The sequence below is a fragment of the Roseovarius sp. A-2 genome (assembly GCF_002072155.1).
Taxonomy (GTDB): Bacteria; Pseudomonadota; Alphaproteobacteria; order Rhodobacterales; family Rhodobacteraceae; genus Roseovarius.
Window position 1 is genome coordinate 65,004 of record NZ_BDIY01000020.1, and the last position, 16,830, is coordinate 81,833.

At 62.6% G+C, this 16,830-nt stretch carries 16 protein-coding genes and 4 pseudogenes; 9 read left to right on the top strand and 11 right to left on the bottom strand.

Going from position 1 to position 16,830, the window contains the following annotated elements; translation table 11 throughout:
* Window positions 1-352: 352 nt before the first annotated feature.
* The 7 genes and pseudogenes from BHD06_RS17805 to BHD06_RS17835 form a co-directional block, all read right to left on the bottom strand.
* Window positions 353-988 carry a hypothetical protein gene (locus BHD06_RS17805; protein WP_080458325.1) on the bottom strand — a complete coding sequence of 212 codons (636 nt, stop codon included), beginning with the start codon at window positions 986-988 and terminating at the stop codon, window positions 353-355.
* A gap of 105 nt (window positions 989-1,093) precedes the next feature.
* The gene (locus BHD06_RS17810; protein WP_080458326.1) at window positions 1,094-1,570 is read right to left on the bottom strand and encodes a DUF6915 family protein; all 477 of its coding nucleotides are present in this window, start codon (window positions 1,568-1,570) and stop codon (window positions 1,094-1,096) included.
* 1 nt (window position 1,571) lies between these two features.
* Window positions 1,572-1,955 (bottom strand): DUF6878 family protein, encoded by a 384-nt coding sequence (locus tag BHD06_RS17815; RefSeq protein ID WP_080458327.1) that lies wholly within the window; start codon window positions 1,953-1,955, stop codon window positions 1,572-1,574.
* 77 nt (window positions 1,956-2,032) lie between these two features.
* Complete coding sequence (locus BHD06_RS17820) at window positions 2,033-2,329, bottom strand: hypothetical protein (RefSeq protein ID WP_080458328.1); 297 nt, start codon at window positions 2,327-2,329, stop codon at window positions 2,033-2,035.
* 115 nt (window positions 2,330-2,444) lie between these two features.
* Window positions 2,445-2,825 (bottom strand): DUF3768 domain-containing protein, encoded by a 381-nt coding sequence (locus BHD06_RS17825; RefSeq protein WP_080458329.1) that lies wholly within the window; start codon window positions 2,823-2,825, stop codon window positions 2,445-2,447.
* Between the two features lie 126 nt (window positions 2,826-2,951).
* Window positions 2,952-5,123, bottom strand: a complete 2,172-nt coding sequence (locus BHD06_RS17830; RefSeq protein WP_080458330.1) for a ParB/RepB/Spo0J family partition protein — start codon at window positions 5,121-5,123, stop codon at window positions 2,952-2,954.
* A gap of 299 nt (window positions 5,124-5,422) precedes the next feature.
* Window positions 5,423-5,810: pseudogene (locus BHD06_RS17835) on the bottom strand (transposase); the annotation flags it as partial.
* 269 nt (window positions 5,811-6,079) lie between these two features.
* On the opposite strand from BHD06_RS17835, the gene BHD06_RS17840 reads away from it, so the two are divergent.
* The 9 genes and pseudogenes from BHD06_RS17840 to BHD06_RS17875 all read left to right on the top strand — a co-directional run bounded on the left by BHD06_RS17840 (window position 6,080) and on the right by BHD06_RS17875 (window position 13,121).
* Window positions 6,080-6,664: a histidine phosphatase family protein gene (locus BHD06_RS17840; RefSeq protein WP_080458331.1), complete on the top strand. Its 585-nt coding sequence runs from the start codon at window positions 6,080-6,082 to the stop codon at window positions 6,662-6,664.
* Between the two features lie 32 nt (window positions 6,665-6,696).
* Entirely contained in the window at window positions 6,697-7,323 is a 627-nt protein-coding gene (locus BHD06_RS23825; RefSeq protein ID WP_176214395.1) for a propanediol utilization protein, read from the top strand.
* A 157-nt stretch (window positions 7,324-7,480) separates the two neighbouring features.
* Window positions 7,481-8,926: pseudogene (gene istA / locus BHD06_RS17850) on the top strand (IS21 family transposase).
* Window positions 8,923-9,690: pseudogene (gene istB, locus BHD06_RS17855) on the top strand (IS21-like element helper ATPase IstB). The pseudogenes istA and istB overlap by 4 nt, the downstream one beginning before the upstream one ends.
* Window positions 9,632-10,189, top strand: a complete 558-nt coding sequence (locus BHD06_RS17860) for a transposase (protein WP_080458332.1) — start codon at window positions 9,632-9,634, stop codon at window positions 10,187-10,189. The pseudogene istB and the gene BHD06_RS17860 overlap by 59 nt, the downstream one beginning before the upstream one ends.
* Window positions 10,190-10,279: 90 nt before the next feature.
* Window positions 10,280-10,666 (top strand): transposase, encoded by a 387-nt coding sequence (locus BHD06_RS17865; protein WP_080458333.1) that lies wholly within the window; start codon window positions 10,280-10,282, stop codon window positions 10,664-10,666.
* A 307-nt stretch (window positions 10,667-10,973) separates the two neighbouring features.
* On the top strand, window positions 10,974-11,396 hold the full coding sequence (locus BHD06_RS24815; RefSeq protein WP_376764863.1) for a transposase: 423 nt from the start codon (window positions 10,974-10,976) through the stop codon (window positions 11,394-11,396).
* Between the two features lie 15 nt (window positions 11,397-11,411).
* Window positions 11,412-11,966 (top strand): annotated as a pseudogene (locus tag BHD06_RS24820) (IS30 family transposase); the annotation flags it as partial.
* A 309-nt stretch (window positions 11,967-12,275) separates the two neighbouring features.
* Entirely contained in the window at window positions 12,276-13,121 is an 846-nt protein-coding gene (locus BHD06_RS17875) for a Rossmann-like and DUF2520 domain-containing protein (protein WP_080458334.1), read from the top strand.
* Here BHD06_RS17875 and BHD06_RS17880 read toward each other — a convergent pair.
* Genes BHD06_RS17880 through BHD06_RS17895 form a run of 4 tightly spaced genes read right to left on the bottom strand, consistent with a single transcriptional unit; the run spans window position 13,097 to window position 16,708 of the window.
* Window positions 13,097-14,764 carry an alpha/beta hydrolase gene (locus BHD06_RS17880; protein WP_254892467.1) on the bottom strand — a complete coding sequence of 556 codons (1,668 nt, stop codon included), beginning with the start codon at window positions 14,762-14,764 and terminating at the stop codon, window positions 13,097-13,099. The two genes, BHD06_RS17875 and BHD06_RS17880, sit on opposite strands and share 25 nt — an antisense overlap.
* A 54-nt stretch (window positions 14,765-14,818) precedes the next feature.
* Entirely contained in the window at window positions 14,819-15,376 is a 558-nt protein-coding gene (locus BHD06_RS17885) for a cob(I)yrinic acid a,c-diamide adenosyltransferase (RefSeq protein WP_080458336.1), read from the bottom strand.
* A gap of 2 nt (window positions 15,377-15,378) precedes the next feature.
* Window positions 15,379-16,416: a gamma carbonic anhydrase family protein gene (locus tag BHD06_RS17890; protein WP_080458337.1), complete on the bottom strand. Its 1,038-nt coding sequence runs from the start codon at window positions 16,414-16,416 to the stop codon at window positions 15,379-15,381.
* Window positions 16,409-16,708: a hypothetical protein gene (locus BHD06_RS17895; RefSeq protein WP_080458338.1), complete on the bottom strand. Its 300-nt coding sequence runs from the start codon at window positions 16,706-16,708 to the stop codon at window positions 16,409-16,411. Before BHD06_RS17895 ends, BHD06_RS17890 begins: the two co-directional genes overlap by 8 nt.
* Window positions 16,709-16,830: the final 122 nt, after the last annotated feature.

Here is a 16,830-nt window from a genome sequence, read left to right on the forward strand (position 1 = left end):
TGTCGCGGAAGTCCTTGTCAGCTTGAAGCTTTATCGGTGCGCCCAAGTTTTGGGCAAGGTGCGACCTCGGCATCCAACTAGTGGGCACCTCATTGACCGAACGGCGACCGACAAACCGTGGACAACCTTCAGGAAGATCTCTGAAAAAGAAAAAGGCGGCATCCGGGAGGAGGTGGATGCCGCCGATTATTCCAGATCGGTTCAGGGAGGAGGAGAGAACCGATCACAACTTCAAGATAGTGGCTATGCTGCAGTCGCACAATAGGCAGGCCATGATATTTCTGCATTGCAGCAATGCGAGACCGATTGGGATTGCCGCAAGAAAGGGAGTGTATGCCACCTGTGCCGGTTGCTAAGGGTGAGCCCGCGCTTGAGCGGCAGCGGACTCGCGTGTTTGACTCGGCAACGGTGCTGGCACCGCCCGGCGCGCCTCGAACAGACAGTCCAGCTCATAGTCGCCGACAAACCCCCAGCAGGCGTCGACCTCCTCGCCGTCCCACTCGATGACATAGCCATAGACCCGCCCGCCGAGATAGGCGTCGTAGCTGACAATTTCGCCGCGCAGGATGTCTTCAGCCTTTTCGCGCAGCGACTTGGTGACGCGTCTTACGCCGAATTCTTTCCGAACCGCCTCGAGCGTCACGTAGACGAAGCCGACCTGGCCGGAATCCCACGGACAGTGGAACCCGATGGTGTTCATCGCGAGACCGGAATGATCGTAGAGAAACACGGGCAGAATGACCACCTTGCGCTCAGCGCGCTCGCGCAGCTGGCCCATCGAGAGATCACTCTGATCCGAAACATCGGAAAGATTGCGCAAGAACGCCTCGGGGCTGTCGAACGGATGGCTGTCACCCAGCCGATAGCGGTGGTGCCAGCAAATCAGCGTGCCGAGGTTGGGCCACTCCCGTGGGCTCTCAGAATCGGGGTCGTGGTAGATCTTGATCTTGTGGCCCTGATAGGCCTCCTCGTAAACGGGTTCGTGCATGTCGATTTCCTTTCTTGAAACGCAATCGACCCACCGAGCCTTTTGCGGCTCGAGCGGGTCGATCTGGACGTGGTCAGATGGTTGGTAGGCTTGCCGACCGGCGGTTCAGGCGGCGGCGCGGTTCTGGCGATGCTGGATGTGCTCGACCGAGACCTTCAGCAGCCAATCCTCGAAGCCGAGTATGGTCTGGTGATTGGCCACCGCCGCGACCCAGACCGCGCGCGGATCGCTGCCGATCTGCGTCGGATCGTTGTCGATCCGGCCATTGGCCATCCACGGCTCTGGCTGAATGCGTCCGAGCCAGTCCGCCAGCGACGGGATACGCCCCTGGCAGTCTTCGCGCACATGCTGCTCACCGATCCAGCGGATCGGGACGACCCGGCCCGCGCTGTTGGTCAGGCTGTGTCCAAATATCCGTTGGGCATCATAGATACCTGCGGTATGGTGGCGATAGGCTCTGTGGACGAAGAGGGCTAGGTGCTCTTTCGATGAGTCAAACCAGTCATGCACATGTTGGTAGTCATCTGGAACACCGCCAAATTTTCGGGCTGAGCTTTCGGCGTGGTGGAGGGGATGGGCCATTTCAGAGCCCCTCGTGTTCGGTAGTGTCGGTCTCGATGTAGCGGTTCGAGTGGCTGACATCGATCTTGTCCGCCTCGAGCGACCAGGTCAGTTCGCCATAGCCACCTTCGTTGTTCTCGAAACCGGGGCTCAGCGCATAGGCAAAATCCCATCCGAAATATTCGACCCGGCACCGCAACTCCTCGGTCAGGGTGATCGTGTCTGGGGTCACGACGACATCCTCGACATTGCCGGAATCGCCGTAGCCTTCGTATTGCACCTCGATGCTCCTCACGCCGAGGGCGCGCAGCTCGGAGAGAAGCGCCGCACGGGTCTCGACCCGCTGCTCGGCAGCACGTCTCTGGGTTTCGAGCATCTGCGCGTAGAAATCAGTCGCGTGTGTCATGTCTTTTGTCCTTTGGAATTGGAAGAGGGGAGGGCGACCGTTACGCGAGGCCGCCCCGGAGTTTCCTTTGGGGGGCTTCAAGCCGCAGCGTCGCCGCGGTTTTCAGCCGTCCGATCAACCAGGTTGAAATAGAGGTTCTCGGTCGCGCGCTTGAACCCAGGGGGTTTGCGCGGAGCGAGGCAACGCACTGAAGCGCTGCAACCCTCACCATGCTCCATTGCGAACTGCGTCACCTTGTCGATCAGGTCATCCATGCCTGCGGCCTGGATGCGCTTTTCGGGGTAACTCGCCATCATCTGGAACTGAGTAACAACGAAGGCGCCATCGCGATGCGCCGGGTAGAGGGTGATCTGGTAGTCGAGTGTCTTGGCCATCTGAGGTCTCCTGTAGGGGGCAAGGCGCGATCATCGCGCCCATCGAACCCGCCAGCCCGAAAGGACCGCCCTTTGTGCAAGGACGGTCCGGGGCGGCGATTGGGGGTGGAGGGCGTCAGTATTCCGAAGGGAGAAGCAGGGTCAGCACGCGACGCGTCTGTTTCGGGTCGGAAGGTTCCGGCGAGCCGTACGTGTAGTCGACGTCATACAGGTCGATCTTGAACCAAACCGTCGTGCCATTGAATTCGATGACCCCCGTCTCGTGCCATCCCTGCGGGTCGCTGTCGGCATTGAACCCGTCGAAGGCTGCAACACGGCGGGTCAATTCCAGTTGCGCATCGATCCCAAGCGCCGCGACGCCACGTGTCATCACGAACTGGCCCTTCGGGGCATCGGCGACCGGAATAGTGCCGAGGATGGAACGTCGAAACGTGTCATTCTGGGCAGCGATGAGTGCGGCTTCCTGGACGGGATCGAGGTCAAGGGTGGTGGTCATGGGATGTCTCCGGGACGGGCCAGCCGATCCGATATCGGCTGTAGGCAACCCGTCAGTCGGAAAGGGCCGCCCTCGATGTGAGGACGGCCCTAGGCTCATGTGGTGTTCAGGCGAGACTCTGCTTCGTCAGGCCGCATCCCCGCTGAGGAAGGCGGGCAAGGACGATGGTACATCACTCTCCGCCTCGGCCAGAGCGTCTGCGGCGGGCACGTCGCCTTCCTCCGCCTCGGGCGTATCGCCAATCAATTTGGCGTCGGCCTCCGTCGCACCGGAAAACACCATCCCGTCGGGCAGCCAGCGCGTCGTCCTGACAACCGTCGCGGCGTCGAACCCTTCTGTCTCGCTGGCCGTTTCCGCGAAAGCCCGTTCCAACGCGGCCGCGATATCGCCCTTGCGCTCGCGATTTCGATCTTCGGCGTAGTCGTCGCCGATCAACTTGCGCGCCGTGGCCACGGCATGGCCCTTATTGACCCGACCCCAGTAGTTCTGCGCGGTCGGGCGCCAGCAGGCCGCCACATCGACATCAAGCCGCGCGCCAATCTCTTCGATGATCGGAGAGGGGCGATTGTCGGACGAAAGCTGCGGCTTGACCGCGAGGCCCGTCGCCCAGGCGAAAAGCGCCTGCTTGTCGGCAATGGGCAGCGCCGACATGGCCCGGAAGTCCTCGGGTTTCTCCAGCTTCATCCAGTCGGTGGCGAGGTCCTGCTCCAGCGCCTCGAGCATCTTCTGGGCGACGGTGTCCACATGCAGAACCTCGCGGTTCTGCGCCTGGAAGGGCCGGATCGAAATGTCGAGCGCCTCGTTGTTGTAGGACCGCCCCAGAGCCTGCTCGCAGAGCGCGTAGAGCATCGCGTCGAACGCCACCTCGAAATCCGCTGCCAGATGCGCCCGCAGGATATGCTGGCGGGTGGCGCGTAGATCTTCCGCCAGGCTTGCTGAAATCCCGTCCGCCTTGCGCAACGTCGCGGCCGGGTCGGAGCTCGGCACCGGCGTGGAGGAGGTCGGCGGCGTCACTTGCGGACGGGCAGGGGATGGGGCGTCAGCCGCATTTTTGGTGGTATCGTCGGGCTCGGGCGCGGCCGGAATATCCTCCGGTCGCACGAGGCCTTTCTCGACCCGAAGCGCCCCGTCATGACCGATGGTCAGAACAACACCGGCGATAGCGCGATCTTCGTCTGCGTAAGGTTGCCGTTCGCGCTGAAGGGCCTCGATCTCACGCAGGCGCGGCTCGATGGCGTAGTATTCCTCGGCTTCGGCGTCGGTCCAATCCTCACCGTCATTCTGCGCCTCCAGTTCTTCTTCCCGAGCGATGAGACGTTCCTCTTCGGCCAGCAAGTCCGGATCGGGGTCGATATCCTGTGGATAGACCCGCCCGAAACTGCGAAACGCGCCGTAATCCACCGAGAGATGCACCTCGACCCATTTCCAGGCCGCCTCGAAGGGTTTGGCGGCGGTTTGCAGCTTCTCGATGGCGAGGCGCTCGAGGAGCTCGGGGTTTTCCATATGGGCGCTGGCATTATCGTCGAAGAGGTCGCGCAGCAGAACGCCGCCCGCTGCCTCATAGGCCTCGATGCCGACGAAGCGTCCAAGCGCAGAGTTCGCCGAATGCGCGGTCTCGGTCAGCTGACGTTTGATGCTCTGCGGGTGGATGTGATAGCCGCCCTTTACCGCGTTCCAGACCGCAAGCTGGCGGTCATGGTCGTCGGTCAGCGTGAAGGCCATCACGCATTCGAGGGTCAGATCACCGGCACGAAACTGCTCGATGATTTCGGGGGCGACGCGGGCGAGTTTGAGGCGACGGCGCACCAGGTCGACCGAGACGCCGAACTTCAGGGCGATCTCGTCTTCACTGCGCCCCTCGCCGATCATCGCCTCAAAGGCTTCGAACTGGTCGGCCGGGTGCATCGCCGCGCGCTGGAGATTTTCCGTGGCGGAGGTGAGGACAGCGTTGCGCTCGTCTTCAACGAGGCAAGGCACCGGGTGGTCCGCGGGGATCACGCCGTCCTCTGCGAGCTGTTTCAGCGCTTTGAGGCGGCGTCCGCCAGCATCGACAGCAAAACGTGTCTCTGACAACCCATGAACCACCAGGTTCTGTTTGATGCCCGTCTCGCGGATGCTGGCGAGGAGTTCTGCATCATCGCTGGCCCTTGCCGCGACTTTGCGGACGTTGAGCGGGCTCGGCTCCAACTGGTCGAGCGGGATCATTCGGATGTCGGCAGCGCCGTCAGGCGTTGCCGTTCCGGTCGCTTCGGTCTTCTTTGAGGTGGTGGGTTTCGGGCGGGTCGTGGTCTTGGCCATGGTCAGGATCCTTGTCACGCCGGACCCGGAAGAGACTCTCTCTTTCCTTTCAAGCCCGGCACCCGGGCTTCCCTTTCTCTGGCTTTGTGTAATAATTGTGAACAGAGTTAACCAATAAACGCAGTCTCCCGGGAGGGAGCAGGTCAGGTCGACTAGTTCAACAACCGCCACCTCCTCGAGCCTATCGAGAATATCCCGCCAGCCGAGGCGGAAGCAATCTTCTTCGCGGCGCTGGAAACTGAAGACATCGCCGGGTAACTAACCGTAACCAGCCTCCGGCAAACCTTGCGCGGTTCAACCTCGGTCAGATGGCCGCGCAGGGCATTGATAGCCTGCGTCCTTTGCCGGATCAGCAGCTCGCGCGCACGCTGAAGACCATCGCGGACCCTTGGACCACTTCACTCTTCACGAGCACAAAACGCATCGACGGGCTTAGGGCCGCTTCACAGATCACCTGGGCATCCACCGCGTCGTTCTTCTGTTGCTTGACAAATGGCTTCACGTTGGCCCGCGGGATGAGCCGCACGCTTCCATCGCCACGACGCAACGCCCCAAATGCCAACAAAACTCCAGCACCTGATCTCGTCGCAACTTCCTGCGCAGCATCGCCCGCCCTGAGGAGTCGGCCCCGCGCACATGAAAGACATTCTTCGCCAGCTCGAGCCCGACCGTGGTATTCTTCGACATGACCGCTCTCCTCTGTGGATCGTCACAGACCAACCGTGGCACATCGATGGCTTCGGGGGGCGGTCACATCATCCGAGCCAGTTTCCAGAGTAAATCTGGTGTCTTGATTAGGCGGGCTCTGTTGCGATGTAGATCGCAGGTGTCCCGATCTCGAGCGTCATGCGCTCTGCCAAAGGTGCTTTTTCCGGAGCGTACGCCGCCGGTGACGAGTATCGACTTTCCCATGACCACGTGACAAATCAGAAACGACAAAAATAGGGAAGAGCCCTTTGACCCCCATCGCACCAAACGAGCTGGTTATCCTGAGACACGCACCTGCCGATCATGGGGGACGCCTGTGCGGGCGCACCGATGTCGCAGCCTGCTTGCCCGGCGATGACGTGTTGGGGCCACTGCGGGGCTTGCTGACAGATTGCGAGGTCGTGTCTAGTCCGGCGCGCCGGTGTCGCGAAACCGCGGAGGCTTTGTTTCCGGGTCGTGGGTACGCTCAGGATGACCGACTGTGGGAGCAGGATTTCGGCGAAGACGAGAGGCGCGCATTCGAGAAACTTCCCGACCTTGGGCCTTTGTCGTTTGACGCACTTGCGCGGCATGCCTCGCACGGTGGGGAGAGTTTCTTGGATATGGTCGGACGGGTTGAACCCGCATTGCGTGAGATTGCGAAGCACGTGCGCGCGGTTGGACCGACATTAATTGTCGCACATGCCGGGACGGCGCGCGCCGGGCTTAGATTGGCGCTTGAACACCCGGCGCTCGGTCTGAAATTCGAGGTCGCACCGCTCTCTCTGACACGGCTGCGCTGCCTAGACGACGGATTTTCGATAATCGCCACGAACCAATGTCTGTCTTTATGACCATACGGGTCACCGGCCATTTCGGCGAATGGATGCAGGGGCGGCTCGGCCCCGATGGCCCGATCGTCTTGGTGACAATCCCTTGTGCCGCCCTGCATGTTGAAGCCAAACGATGCGGCGATGGTCCATTGGCTTTTGCGCAAACACCGGAGTTGCTGACTTTCGAGAGAGCAAGGGCCTTTCTGGATCGGATCTATGGACAAGAAGCGCACTACCGGTTGCATGCCAACATGCCGCTTGGCGGAGGCGCCGGGGCATCGACTGCAGCTTTGCTCGCGTTGGCGCGCGCCGCCGGGGGTGACGAGGCGAAATTGATCGACGCCTGCATTACAACGGAAGGCGCCAGCGATCCGCTGATGCTGCCACACCCCGACCGTGTTCTTTGGGCGTCGCGCGAGGGGCGCGTTGTGCGTGAGATGCCGAGCCTGCCTCGCGCCGAGGTCATTGGCGGTTTCTGGGGTGCGCCGATCGCCACCGATCCGCAGGACACGGATTTCCCCGACATTTCCGATCTGGTGGACCGAATGCTACCTGATTTTGGACTTGAGGAGCTTGCCGAGATCGCTAGCGCCTCGGCGCACCGATGCACGGCGTTGCGCGGACCGTCGGACGATCCGACCGAGACGCTGGCCCTGTCTCTTGGTGCCTTGGGCTGGTGAGAACGGCGGTGAGAAAGTCGGCCACGGTAGCGGTGGGATGATCCTGCTGCGGGCGGCGTAAAAGTCGTCCACCTTGAAGCCTTTCTGTTTGAGGGAGGCTGGGAGGATTTTCACCGTGGACTTGGCTCGGAAGGTTCGGCTGGCCTGTGCGGAGGGCATGAGCCAGCGAGAGGCTGCGCGGTATTTCAACATTTCGCGCGACAGTGTCAGCAAGATGATGGCGTTCTCGACGCCGCCGGGATACCGGCGCACAGCGCCTGTGAAGCGTCCGAAGCTGAACGGCTACACCGAGATCATCGACACTTGGCTGGCGGGGGACCGCGAGGTCCATCGCAAGCAACGCCATACGGCGAAGCGAGTGTTCGAGCGGCTCCGCGACGAGCATGGGTTCACCGGCGGCTACACGATCATGAAGGACCACATTCGCGAGCGCGAGCGGCGTGTCCGCGAGATGTTTGTGCCGTTGGCGCATCCGCCCGGTCATGCCCAGGCCGACTTCAGCGAGGCGGTGGTCATCATCGACGGCGTGGAGCAGAAGGCGCATTTCTTCTTCATGGAGTTGCCACACAGCGACGCCTGCTTCGTGCGCGCCTATCCGGCCGCGACCGCAGAAGCCTGGGTGGATGGACACATCCACGCTTTTGCTTTCTTCGGCAAAGTGCCCGCGTCGGTCCTGTACGACAACGACCGCTGCCTGGTCGCAAAAATCCTGCCGGATGGAACGCGCCAGCGGGCGACACTGTTCAGCGGGTTCCTGTCGCATTACCTGTTCCGCGACCACTACGGTCGCCCCGGCAAGGGCAATGACAAGGGCAACGTGGAAGGGCTGGTCGGCTATTCCCGCCGCAACTTAATGGTGCCGGTCCCGCGGTTCACGACCTGGGAGGCGTTCAACACCTACTTGGAGGAGCAGTGTCGCAGACGTCAGGCAGATGTCCGGCGGGGGAAGTCAGAGACGATCGGCGAGCGCCTCGCACGGGATCTGGCGGCGATGACCGAGCTACCCGCCGCGCCGTTCGACGCCTGCGACCAGGCCACCGGGCGGGTCAGTTCCCAAGCCCTGGTGCGCTACAAGACCAACGATTACTCCGTGCCCGTGGCCTATGGCCATCGCGAGGTGTGGATCCGCGGCTATGTCGATGCCGTCGTGATCGGCTGCGGCGGCGAGATCATCGCATGACATCCACGCTGCTACGACCGCGAGGACATGGTCTTCGATCCGGTGCATTACCTTCCGCTCATCGAGCGCAAGATCAATGCCTTGGATCAGGCGGCGCCCTTGGCAGAGTGGGACTTGCCGCCGGAGTTCGCGACCCTGCGCCGTCTGATGGAGGCGCGGATGATCAAGGTTGGACGCCGGGAGTATGTCCAGGTTCTGCGCCTGCTGGAGACCTTCGACATCGACGACCTGCACGCGGCCATCAGACAGGCTTTGTGCCTCGGTGCCGTAGGCTTCGACGCCGTAAAGCATCTCGTGCTTTGCTAGGTCGAGAAGAGGCCGCCAAAGCTCTACCTCGATGTGTACCCCTACCTGCCGCGCGCCGAAGTCGGGACCACATCCACCGCAAGTTACATGTCGCTGCTGTCAGGAGATGCAGCATGACCGAGGCCCCTAAAATCTTGCTTGCACACCATCTGAAGACGTTGAAGTTGCCGACATTCCTGCGGGAGTGCGAGAAGGTTGCACGCCAATGCGCCACCGAGGGCCTGGATAATGTCCACCAGTACCTGGCGCGTCTGGTCGAAATGGAACTGATCGACCGCGAACGGCGGATGATCGAGCGGAGGATCAAGGCTGCGAAGTTCCCGACGGCCAAGAGCCTGGACAGCTTCGACTTCAAGGCGATCCCCAAGCTGAACAAGATGCAGGTTCTGGAACTGTCCCGCTGCGAATGGATCGACCGGCGCGAGAACGTCATTGCGCTCGGGCCGAGTGGCACGGGCAAGACACATGTTGCTCTGGGGCTGGGATTGGCCGCCTGTCAGAAAGGCATGTCGGTCAGTTTCACGACGGCCGCGGCATTGGTCAACGAGTTGATGGAGGCCCGCGACGAGCGCCGCCTCCTCCGGCTTCAGAAACAGCTGGCCTCGGTCAAATTGCGAATCATCGACGAGTTGGGCTTTGTGCCTCTGTCAAAAACCGGCGCCGAGCTGCTCTTCGAGATGATCTCGTAGCGCTACGAGAGGGCCGCCACGCTCATCATCAGCAACCTGCCGTTCGACGAGTGGACCGAAACCTTCGGAACCGAGCGACTGACTGGCGCTCTCCTTGACCGCCTGACCCACCACGTCAACATCCTTGAGATGAATGGCGAGAGCAACAGGCTCGCACAAAGCCGGGCCCGAAACGCCGATCGGACACCATAGAAAACAGCAACGCGCGCCGCCATGTGGCAGGTTTTTGCTCCGCCGTCGACATCGAGCTCAGTTCACCAAATTCCTTGTCGACACGCCCCACTACATCATTGCGATGGAAGCCTGTGCTTCAGCCCATCATTGGGGACGAGAAGCTCAAGCCGCAGGGCATGAAGTGAGGCTGGTTCCTGCCGCGTATGTGAAGCCGTTCGTCAAACGGCACAAGGGCGACGCTGTTGATGCCGAGGCCATATCTGAAGCGGCATTGCGACCATCGATGCGGTACGTGCCGGTGAAGACGCCAGACCAGCAATCCCAGGCGATGCTATTCCGGACACCTGAGATGTTCGTTCGTCAGAGAGCTCAGACCATCAATGCGCTTCGTGCGCATCTTGCGGAGTTTGGGATCGTGCTCCGGCTCAGGATTCGAAACCCGGAAACGTTCCGACGCGAAGTGGAAGAAAAAGCCGTCGCGCTGCCTGGCCTGGCCAGTTCCCTCGTACAGCGTTAGTGGGTGCAGATTGCATCAATCAGCGAACAGGTCGGGGCTCTGGATACCGAGATCAGGCTGCGGTCAACGTCTTCGAGGGATGCGCGACTGATGCAGACAATGCCGGGCGTTGGTCTGATGCCTGCGATGGCGGTTCAGGCGTTTTGCGCACCGGCAAGGAATTTCCAGAGCGGTCGTGACTTTGCGGCATGGCTGGGTCTCGTTCCTAGCCAGCATTCGACCGGTGGCAAGGAGCGGCTGGGACGCGTAACAAAGATGGGCCAGAAAGACGTCAGGCGATTGCTGATCATCGGGGCGATGTCCGTCATCAATGCGATCGAACGACGAAAGCGTTATGTTGAACCGTGGCTCGCACGTATGCTTGAGGCGCGCCCCCGGATGGTCTTAGCGGTAGCACTCGCCAATCGCATGGCGCGAAGACTGTGGGCAATGTTGGTTAACGGCCAAGAATATCGAATTCCTAGAGCTGCCGTGTAAGGTAGGTCTAGTATATCGGCAGGCATGTGTGGGCGAAGATATCGAATAAGGAAAGCGGATCGACGAGATCGAACTCGGGAAAACCAGTGCAACCCTTCGCGGCCTTGAGCCCGAAAATCTGATTTGGACCCGGGTTCGCGCATCTCCATAAGGGCCAGCGGTCATGTGAACCGCACAAACAGGCCGGACACGTGACAGCACCCGATCATGCATTCCAAACTTCGAAAACGATCCTTCCATGAGCCGGGGCATCCACACGTGGGTTGCTACAATTCCCCTATCTTTCTGAAAAGTAAGGAGAAGGAAGATGGCGCATACTGAGATGGATTTGTGCGAGCGACGAGTGATCGAAGATATGCTGAACGCAAAGATGCCGATCAGGCGGATTGCAGCGGAACTCGGTCGTCATCGCTCGACCGTCTACCGCGAGATCAAGCGGAACGCGATCTCTGATGAAGAATTGCCGGAACTGAACGGGTACTACGGGATGGTCGCTCAGAAGGAGGCATTGGCCAGGCGTGCGCGGCGGCGCAAGCTACTGAGGCTCGAAGCACTTCGGCAGGCCATTGTTGACCGCCTCAAGGCCGGGTGGTCGCCAGAGCAGATCGCAGGCCGCCTCGGGTTCGAGGGCTTGGATGTCCGCATCAGTCACGAGACAATCTACACTTGGGTCTATGGCCCCGAGGGTCGTGCCGATGACCTCGCGCGGCACCTTCCCAGCCGCCGCTAACAGAGAAAGCCACGCCATGCCCGCAGGCCGCGTGGACGGGTCGTTCCGCCGGACCGGTCGATCCACCAGCGACCTGACTACGTCAAGTCACGGGAAACCTTCGGAGAATGGGCGGGCGATCTGATGATCTTCGAGCGCGCCACGGGCAAGATGAACGTCGCCTCACTGGTTGAACGCAAGACCCGCTTCGCCGTGCTGTTCCGCAACAACGACAGGAGCACGACCCACTTCATGCGCCGACTGATGGCGGTGATGGAGCCCCTGCCCCAAACAGCACGCCAGTCGATCACCTTCTACCGCGGCATCGAGTTCCGCGACTGGCGCAAACTTGAGGCCGGGATCGGAACTACCGCATGGTTCTGCGACCCGCAGGCGACTTGGCAAAAGGGATCGGTCGAGAACCTGAATAAGCGCGCCCGCCGCTCGCTGCCCCGTGACACGACGGTGGCAATATTGGGCGAAGATGCCATGAAGGTCGTTTGCGACCGCCTGAACGGCAAGCCCCGCAAATGCCTCGGCTGGCGCACACCCTTGGAAGCCTTCAGGGAAGAGATGAGGAACTTGGGATAGAGATACCTGTCGCAACGGGACTTGAGTCTTCACACACACACCTTTCCGCGAGATCATCTCGGGCTGAAGTGGCGGCATGGTAATCGACACGAAGCGCCCGCCGCAGCGTAGGTTACCGGCGACATCGGAAGGCTCATAGCCGGGCAAGGCCAGGTTGGAGGCCAGCGCGGTCCCGACGCCAGCAGCAGCCCCAATCAGCTCGCCCTTGCCGACCCTGCGCCCCAAAAGTCATGTAAACTCTATGGGGCACCCTTGTGCATTGACCAGCCCACGCGCGAGAGTCACGCGAGGCAGGAAGGAAGGACCGACATGCAAAGCGTGAACATCATCGGCTCGGGGAGGGTCGGGCGCAGCCTGATGATGCTGTTTCAGGGCTGCGACGGGATCTGTATCGGGGATGTGTGCAGCAGCAGTATCGACAGCGCCGAGGCAGCTGTTGCGGAGGTTGGGCTGGGCCGACCAGTGGCAGGCCTTGCAGACATGGCTCCCGCAGAAATTTGGCTCCTGACCGTACCGGACGACCAGATCGACCCGGTGGCCGAGGCGCTGGCAAATACGGGCAAGCAGCCCGCCACCGCGCTGCATTTCAGCGGCTTCACCACGTCAGAGGCACTCGCCCCGCTCCGCAAGCGCGGCTGGTCGGTCGCAAGCTGCCATCCGGTGCTGAGCTTCAACGACCCCGCGCAGGCCGCCCGCAGCTTCGCCGGCACCCATTGCGGCATCGAGGGCGATGCGTCTGCCACTGCCGAAACTCTCGTGCGCAGGATCGGCGGCCTGCCCTTCCCAATTCACCCGGACCGCAAGCCTCTCTACCACGCGGCCGCAGTGTTTTCGAACAACTTCACGGTACTGCTGCAGGCCATCGCCCGCGAGGCCTGGCGCGATGCGGGCGTTCCTGACGATGTCGCGACGGCGCTCTGCGACCGCCTGCTGCGCGGTGCGACCGATGGTGTCGCCACGCTCGGTCCGTCTGCTGCGCTCACCGGCCCTGCGGCACGCGGGGATGACCGGGTGCTCGCGCTGCAAGAAGAGGCGGTCCGGAACTGGCAGCCCGAGGCTGGCGCGCTCTATGCGCTCGCCAGCCAATTGGCCCGCAGACTGGGGCAGACGGGGCACCCGTTCAGGACGGATCAGGAGGCAAGGACGCGCACGTAGTCCCCGGGCGCGGCACAGAGCCCCTCTTCGGGCTCGCGTGCCGCCACCATGCCGTCGCCATGGCCGGCAAGCCACGCCTGCCAAAGCGGCCACCACGATTCCTGCTCGAAATCGGCCGTCTCGCGCCAGTCACTGGCGGCAAGATCGACCGGATCGAAACTGTAGTGCCCGTATTTGCGCCGCCGCGGCGGGTTCACCACGCCGGCCACATGCCCGGCTTCGGCCAGCACGAAGCGCTTGTCGGTGCTGCCCATGCGCTGGAAACCGCGATAGCAGTCGGTCCAGCCCGCGATGTGGTCGCCCTCGGCGGCGATGGCCATCAGTGGCACGGCCACGTCGCGCAGGTCGAGATGCTCTCCGAACAGCTCGAAACGCCCCTCGGAAAAAGCATTGTCCTGGCAGAGCCCGCGCAGATATTGCATCGCCATCCGGGCGGGCAGGTTCGTCGCGTCGCTGTTCCAGTAGAGCAGGTCGAAAGCCGGCGGCGCCTCGCCCATCAGGTAGCTGCGCCGCGCGGGCTTCCACACCAGGTCCGTTGCCCGCAGCATCGAGAAGGTCCGCGCCATGACCGAAGCCCCCAGCATCCCGGTTCGGTCCGCTTCGCGCCCGATGGCGTCGATGAAATCGTCCTGCAGGAACGGCGTGAAATTGCCCTGGTCCGAGAAATCGGTCAGCGTGGTCAGGAAGGTCGCCGAGGCCACCCGGTCATCGCCCCGCTTCGCCATCAGCGCGAGCGCAAGCGCAAGCACCGTGCCACCGATGCAGTAGCCCAGCACGTTGACATCCTCGGTGCCGCAGATCCGCGCGGCCTCGGAGATGGCGGCGAGGTAGCCATCTTCGATGTAATGCTCGAGACCCAGTTCCGCGCCTTCGGGGCCGGGGTTGCACCAGCTGACCATGAAGACCGTGTGCCCCTGCCCGACCAGCCAGCGCACGAGGCTGTTTTCCGGGCGCAGGTCGAGGATGTAGAACTTGTTGATCCAGGGCGGGAAGATGACGATTGGCCGCTGGTGCACCTGCGGCGTCTCGGGGGCATACTGGATGAGTTCAATCATGGGAGTGCGCAGCACCACGCGGCCGGGCGTTGTCGCGATATTCTCGCCGACCGCGAAGGCCGTGGTATCGACAAGCCCGACCAGTGGCGCGCCCTTGCCGTTCTCAAGATCGCGCACGAGATTCTCGAACCCGTCGAGAAGGCTCTGCCCCTCGGTCTCGAGCGCACGGGCCAGGGCGTCCGGGTTGGTCCCGAGATAGTTGGCCGGGGCCAGCATCTGCACCAGCTGGTCAGAGAAATATCCCAGCCGCCTGCGGTCGCGTTCGGGAAGTGCGGCGAGCTCTTCGGTAAGCTCACGCAGGGTATCAGCGCTCACCTGGTGCTGGCGCTCGAGATAACCTGTCCAGAATTCCGGCGCCGAGTTGCTGCCCTGCAGCGCCTCGGACCAGGCGCGCAGGGAGCCGGTCCAGAAGGCGGTTTGCCGGGCGATGCCCTTTGCCGGATCGGCCAGTGCCTCGCCCCAGGCCGCCGCCGCCGTCTTGAGGTAGAGATCCGCGCCCGGTCCATCGAGTCCCGAGTCGGCGAGGCGTTGCTTCCGGAGCGCCGTGACCATGCGCAGCATCAGCGAGGGTAGCCGATCGGCTGCCATTTTGTCGGTGTCCTTCATCCCTACAACCCCTCCCAAGGCTCTCCTCGTCCTCCGTCAGGCGAGACTCTTGCCTGATTGCCAAAGGTGCTCGGGTACCGCTTCGGACCTGGCCGCCGCCCGCGCCATGATGAAGAGCACGTCGGACAGCCGGTTGAGATAGGCACCCCCGAAACCGCCCTCCTGCGGTTCGAGCTCGAGCATCGAAATCAGCCTGCGCTCAGCCCGCCGTGCCACGCCGCGCGCGATATGCAGCGCGGAAATGGACACCGACCCGCCGGGAAGGATAAAGTCCTTCAGCGCCGGAAGACCGGCGTTCAGATCCTCGGCAATCGTATCGAGCCTGCCAACATGCGCCTGGGACAGAAGCGTCGCGCCGGGCAGGGACAAACCGCCGCCCAGATCGAATAAGTCATGCTGGATAAGTTCGAGCGGCCCGGTAAGCGCGGCATCCTGCAACAGGCTGCGGGCGTGGCCGACGTGGCTGTTGAGCTCGTCGATGGTGCCGATGGCCTCCATCCGGGGCGCGTCTTTGTCGATGCGCGAGCCGTCAGACAACCCGGTCGTGCCCCCGTCACCGGTGCGGGTCACGATCTTCGAAAGCCGGTTTCCCATGGTTACTCCTCCTTGATCTGCGAAAGTTCATCGTGCGGTGTGGCGCGGAAGGCGGCAGCATAGGTCCGGTACGTCGGCAGCGTCGCGGCCATCATCTCGCGCCGGGTCTCGGTCATCTCGGCGATGGCCCGTGCCGGTCTGCCTCCCCAGATTTTGCCCGCCCCAAGTCGCTGTCCGGGCTCCGTCTCTGCACCGGCAGCAACCAGCACGTCGGACTCGACCTCGGTGCCCGGAGCGATCCTCGCGCCGATGCCGACAAGGCTGCGCGGTGCCACCCGGCAATCGCTGAGCGTGACGTTGTGACCGATGGTGACATCCTCGCCGATGACGATGTCGCCGCCCTCGCAGCACAGGACACTGTTGTCCTGGATGTTGCTGCCGCTGCCGACGTGGATGGCATGAGTGCCCGCGTCAAGACGGCACCCGTACCAGATCCCGACCTCATCGCCAACGATGACGGTTCCGGAGATCGAGGCGGATGGCGCGACGAAACAGGTCAGTCCCGGCTTGGGCGCCAGCGACGGCGCGCTCGCGCCCAAGCCGGTCCGTGCCTTGCGCTGCCAGCTGGCAAGCTCGGTCGGGGTGACGCGGGCGACCGGCTTGGCGGGACTGCCCGAGTAGAGCCAGCCACCCTCGAGCGTGCTGCGCGGAAAGACCACACTGCCTGCCGCCAGCACCGCGCCCGGGCCGATCACCGTGGCGTCGAGCACCACGGTCCCGGCACCGATGACACAGTCGTCGCCGACCGTACAGGCGTGAATAACCGCGCCCTCGCCGGCCGTCACGTTGTTTCCGATGCGTGTAGGATAGATGTCATGGGCAATATGCACGGTCGCGCCGACCCCGAGGTGGAAATCGTCACCAATGTCAATGTCATGGCCGTCGGCGCGAATGACAGATCCAGCGCCAAGCCAGGCCCCCTTGCCAATTGTGGCACGACCCAGGACCGCAGCGCCGTGCCCTACAAAGGTCGGAGCGCTGCGGAAGGTCGGGAACCTGCCCCCATAGGGCGCGACAAAAGCTGTGCTGAGTTCAGACATTGACAACCTCCCGGTTGCTGCCTCGCGCTAGGTAAACCTGCGCGTTTCGAACTTCCTTGCGCGCGATGTCGCGCACCGCGTCCTCGGGGATGCTACCCAAAAGCTCTGCGCAGTAGCGCAGGTGCTCCGGTGGGGGCTCGACCCCCATCGCCGTGGCGAGGAAGAACCGGTGCAGGGCAAGCCGGCGATGCCCCAGGTCGATGGAGTGGCGCAGCAATTCCTGCGCCGCCCCCCTGTCGCCATTCCGGGCCCGTTTTGAAAGCTCTCGGGCTATTTTGCGAAGCTGACCCATCTCAAAACACCGGTGTTTCTCGGTAAGTGCCCCAGATGGTTTTGAGTTTTTCGACGATGTCGCCCATTGTAGCGCCTTCCTTGACGAGCTGGATGGTAACGGGCATGAGGTTTTTGGTCTCG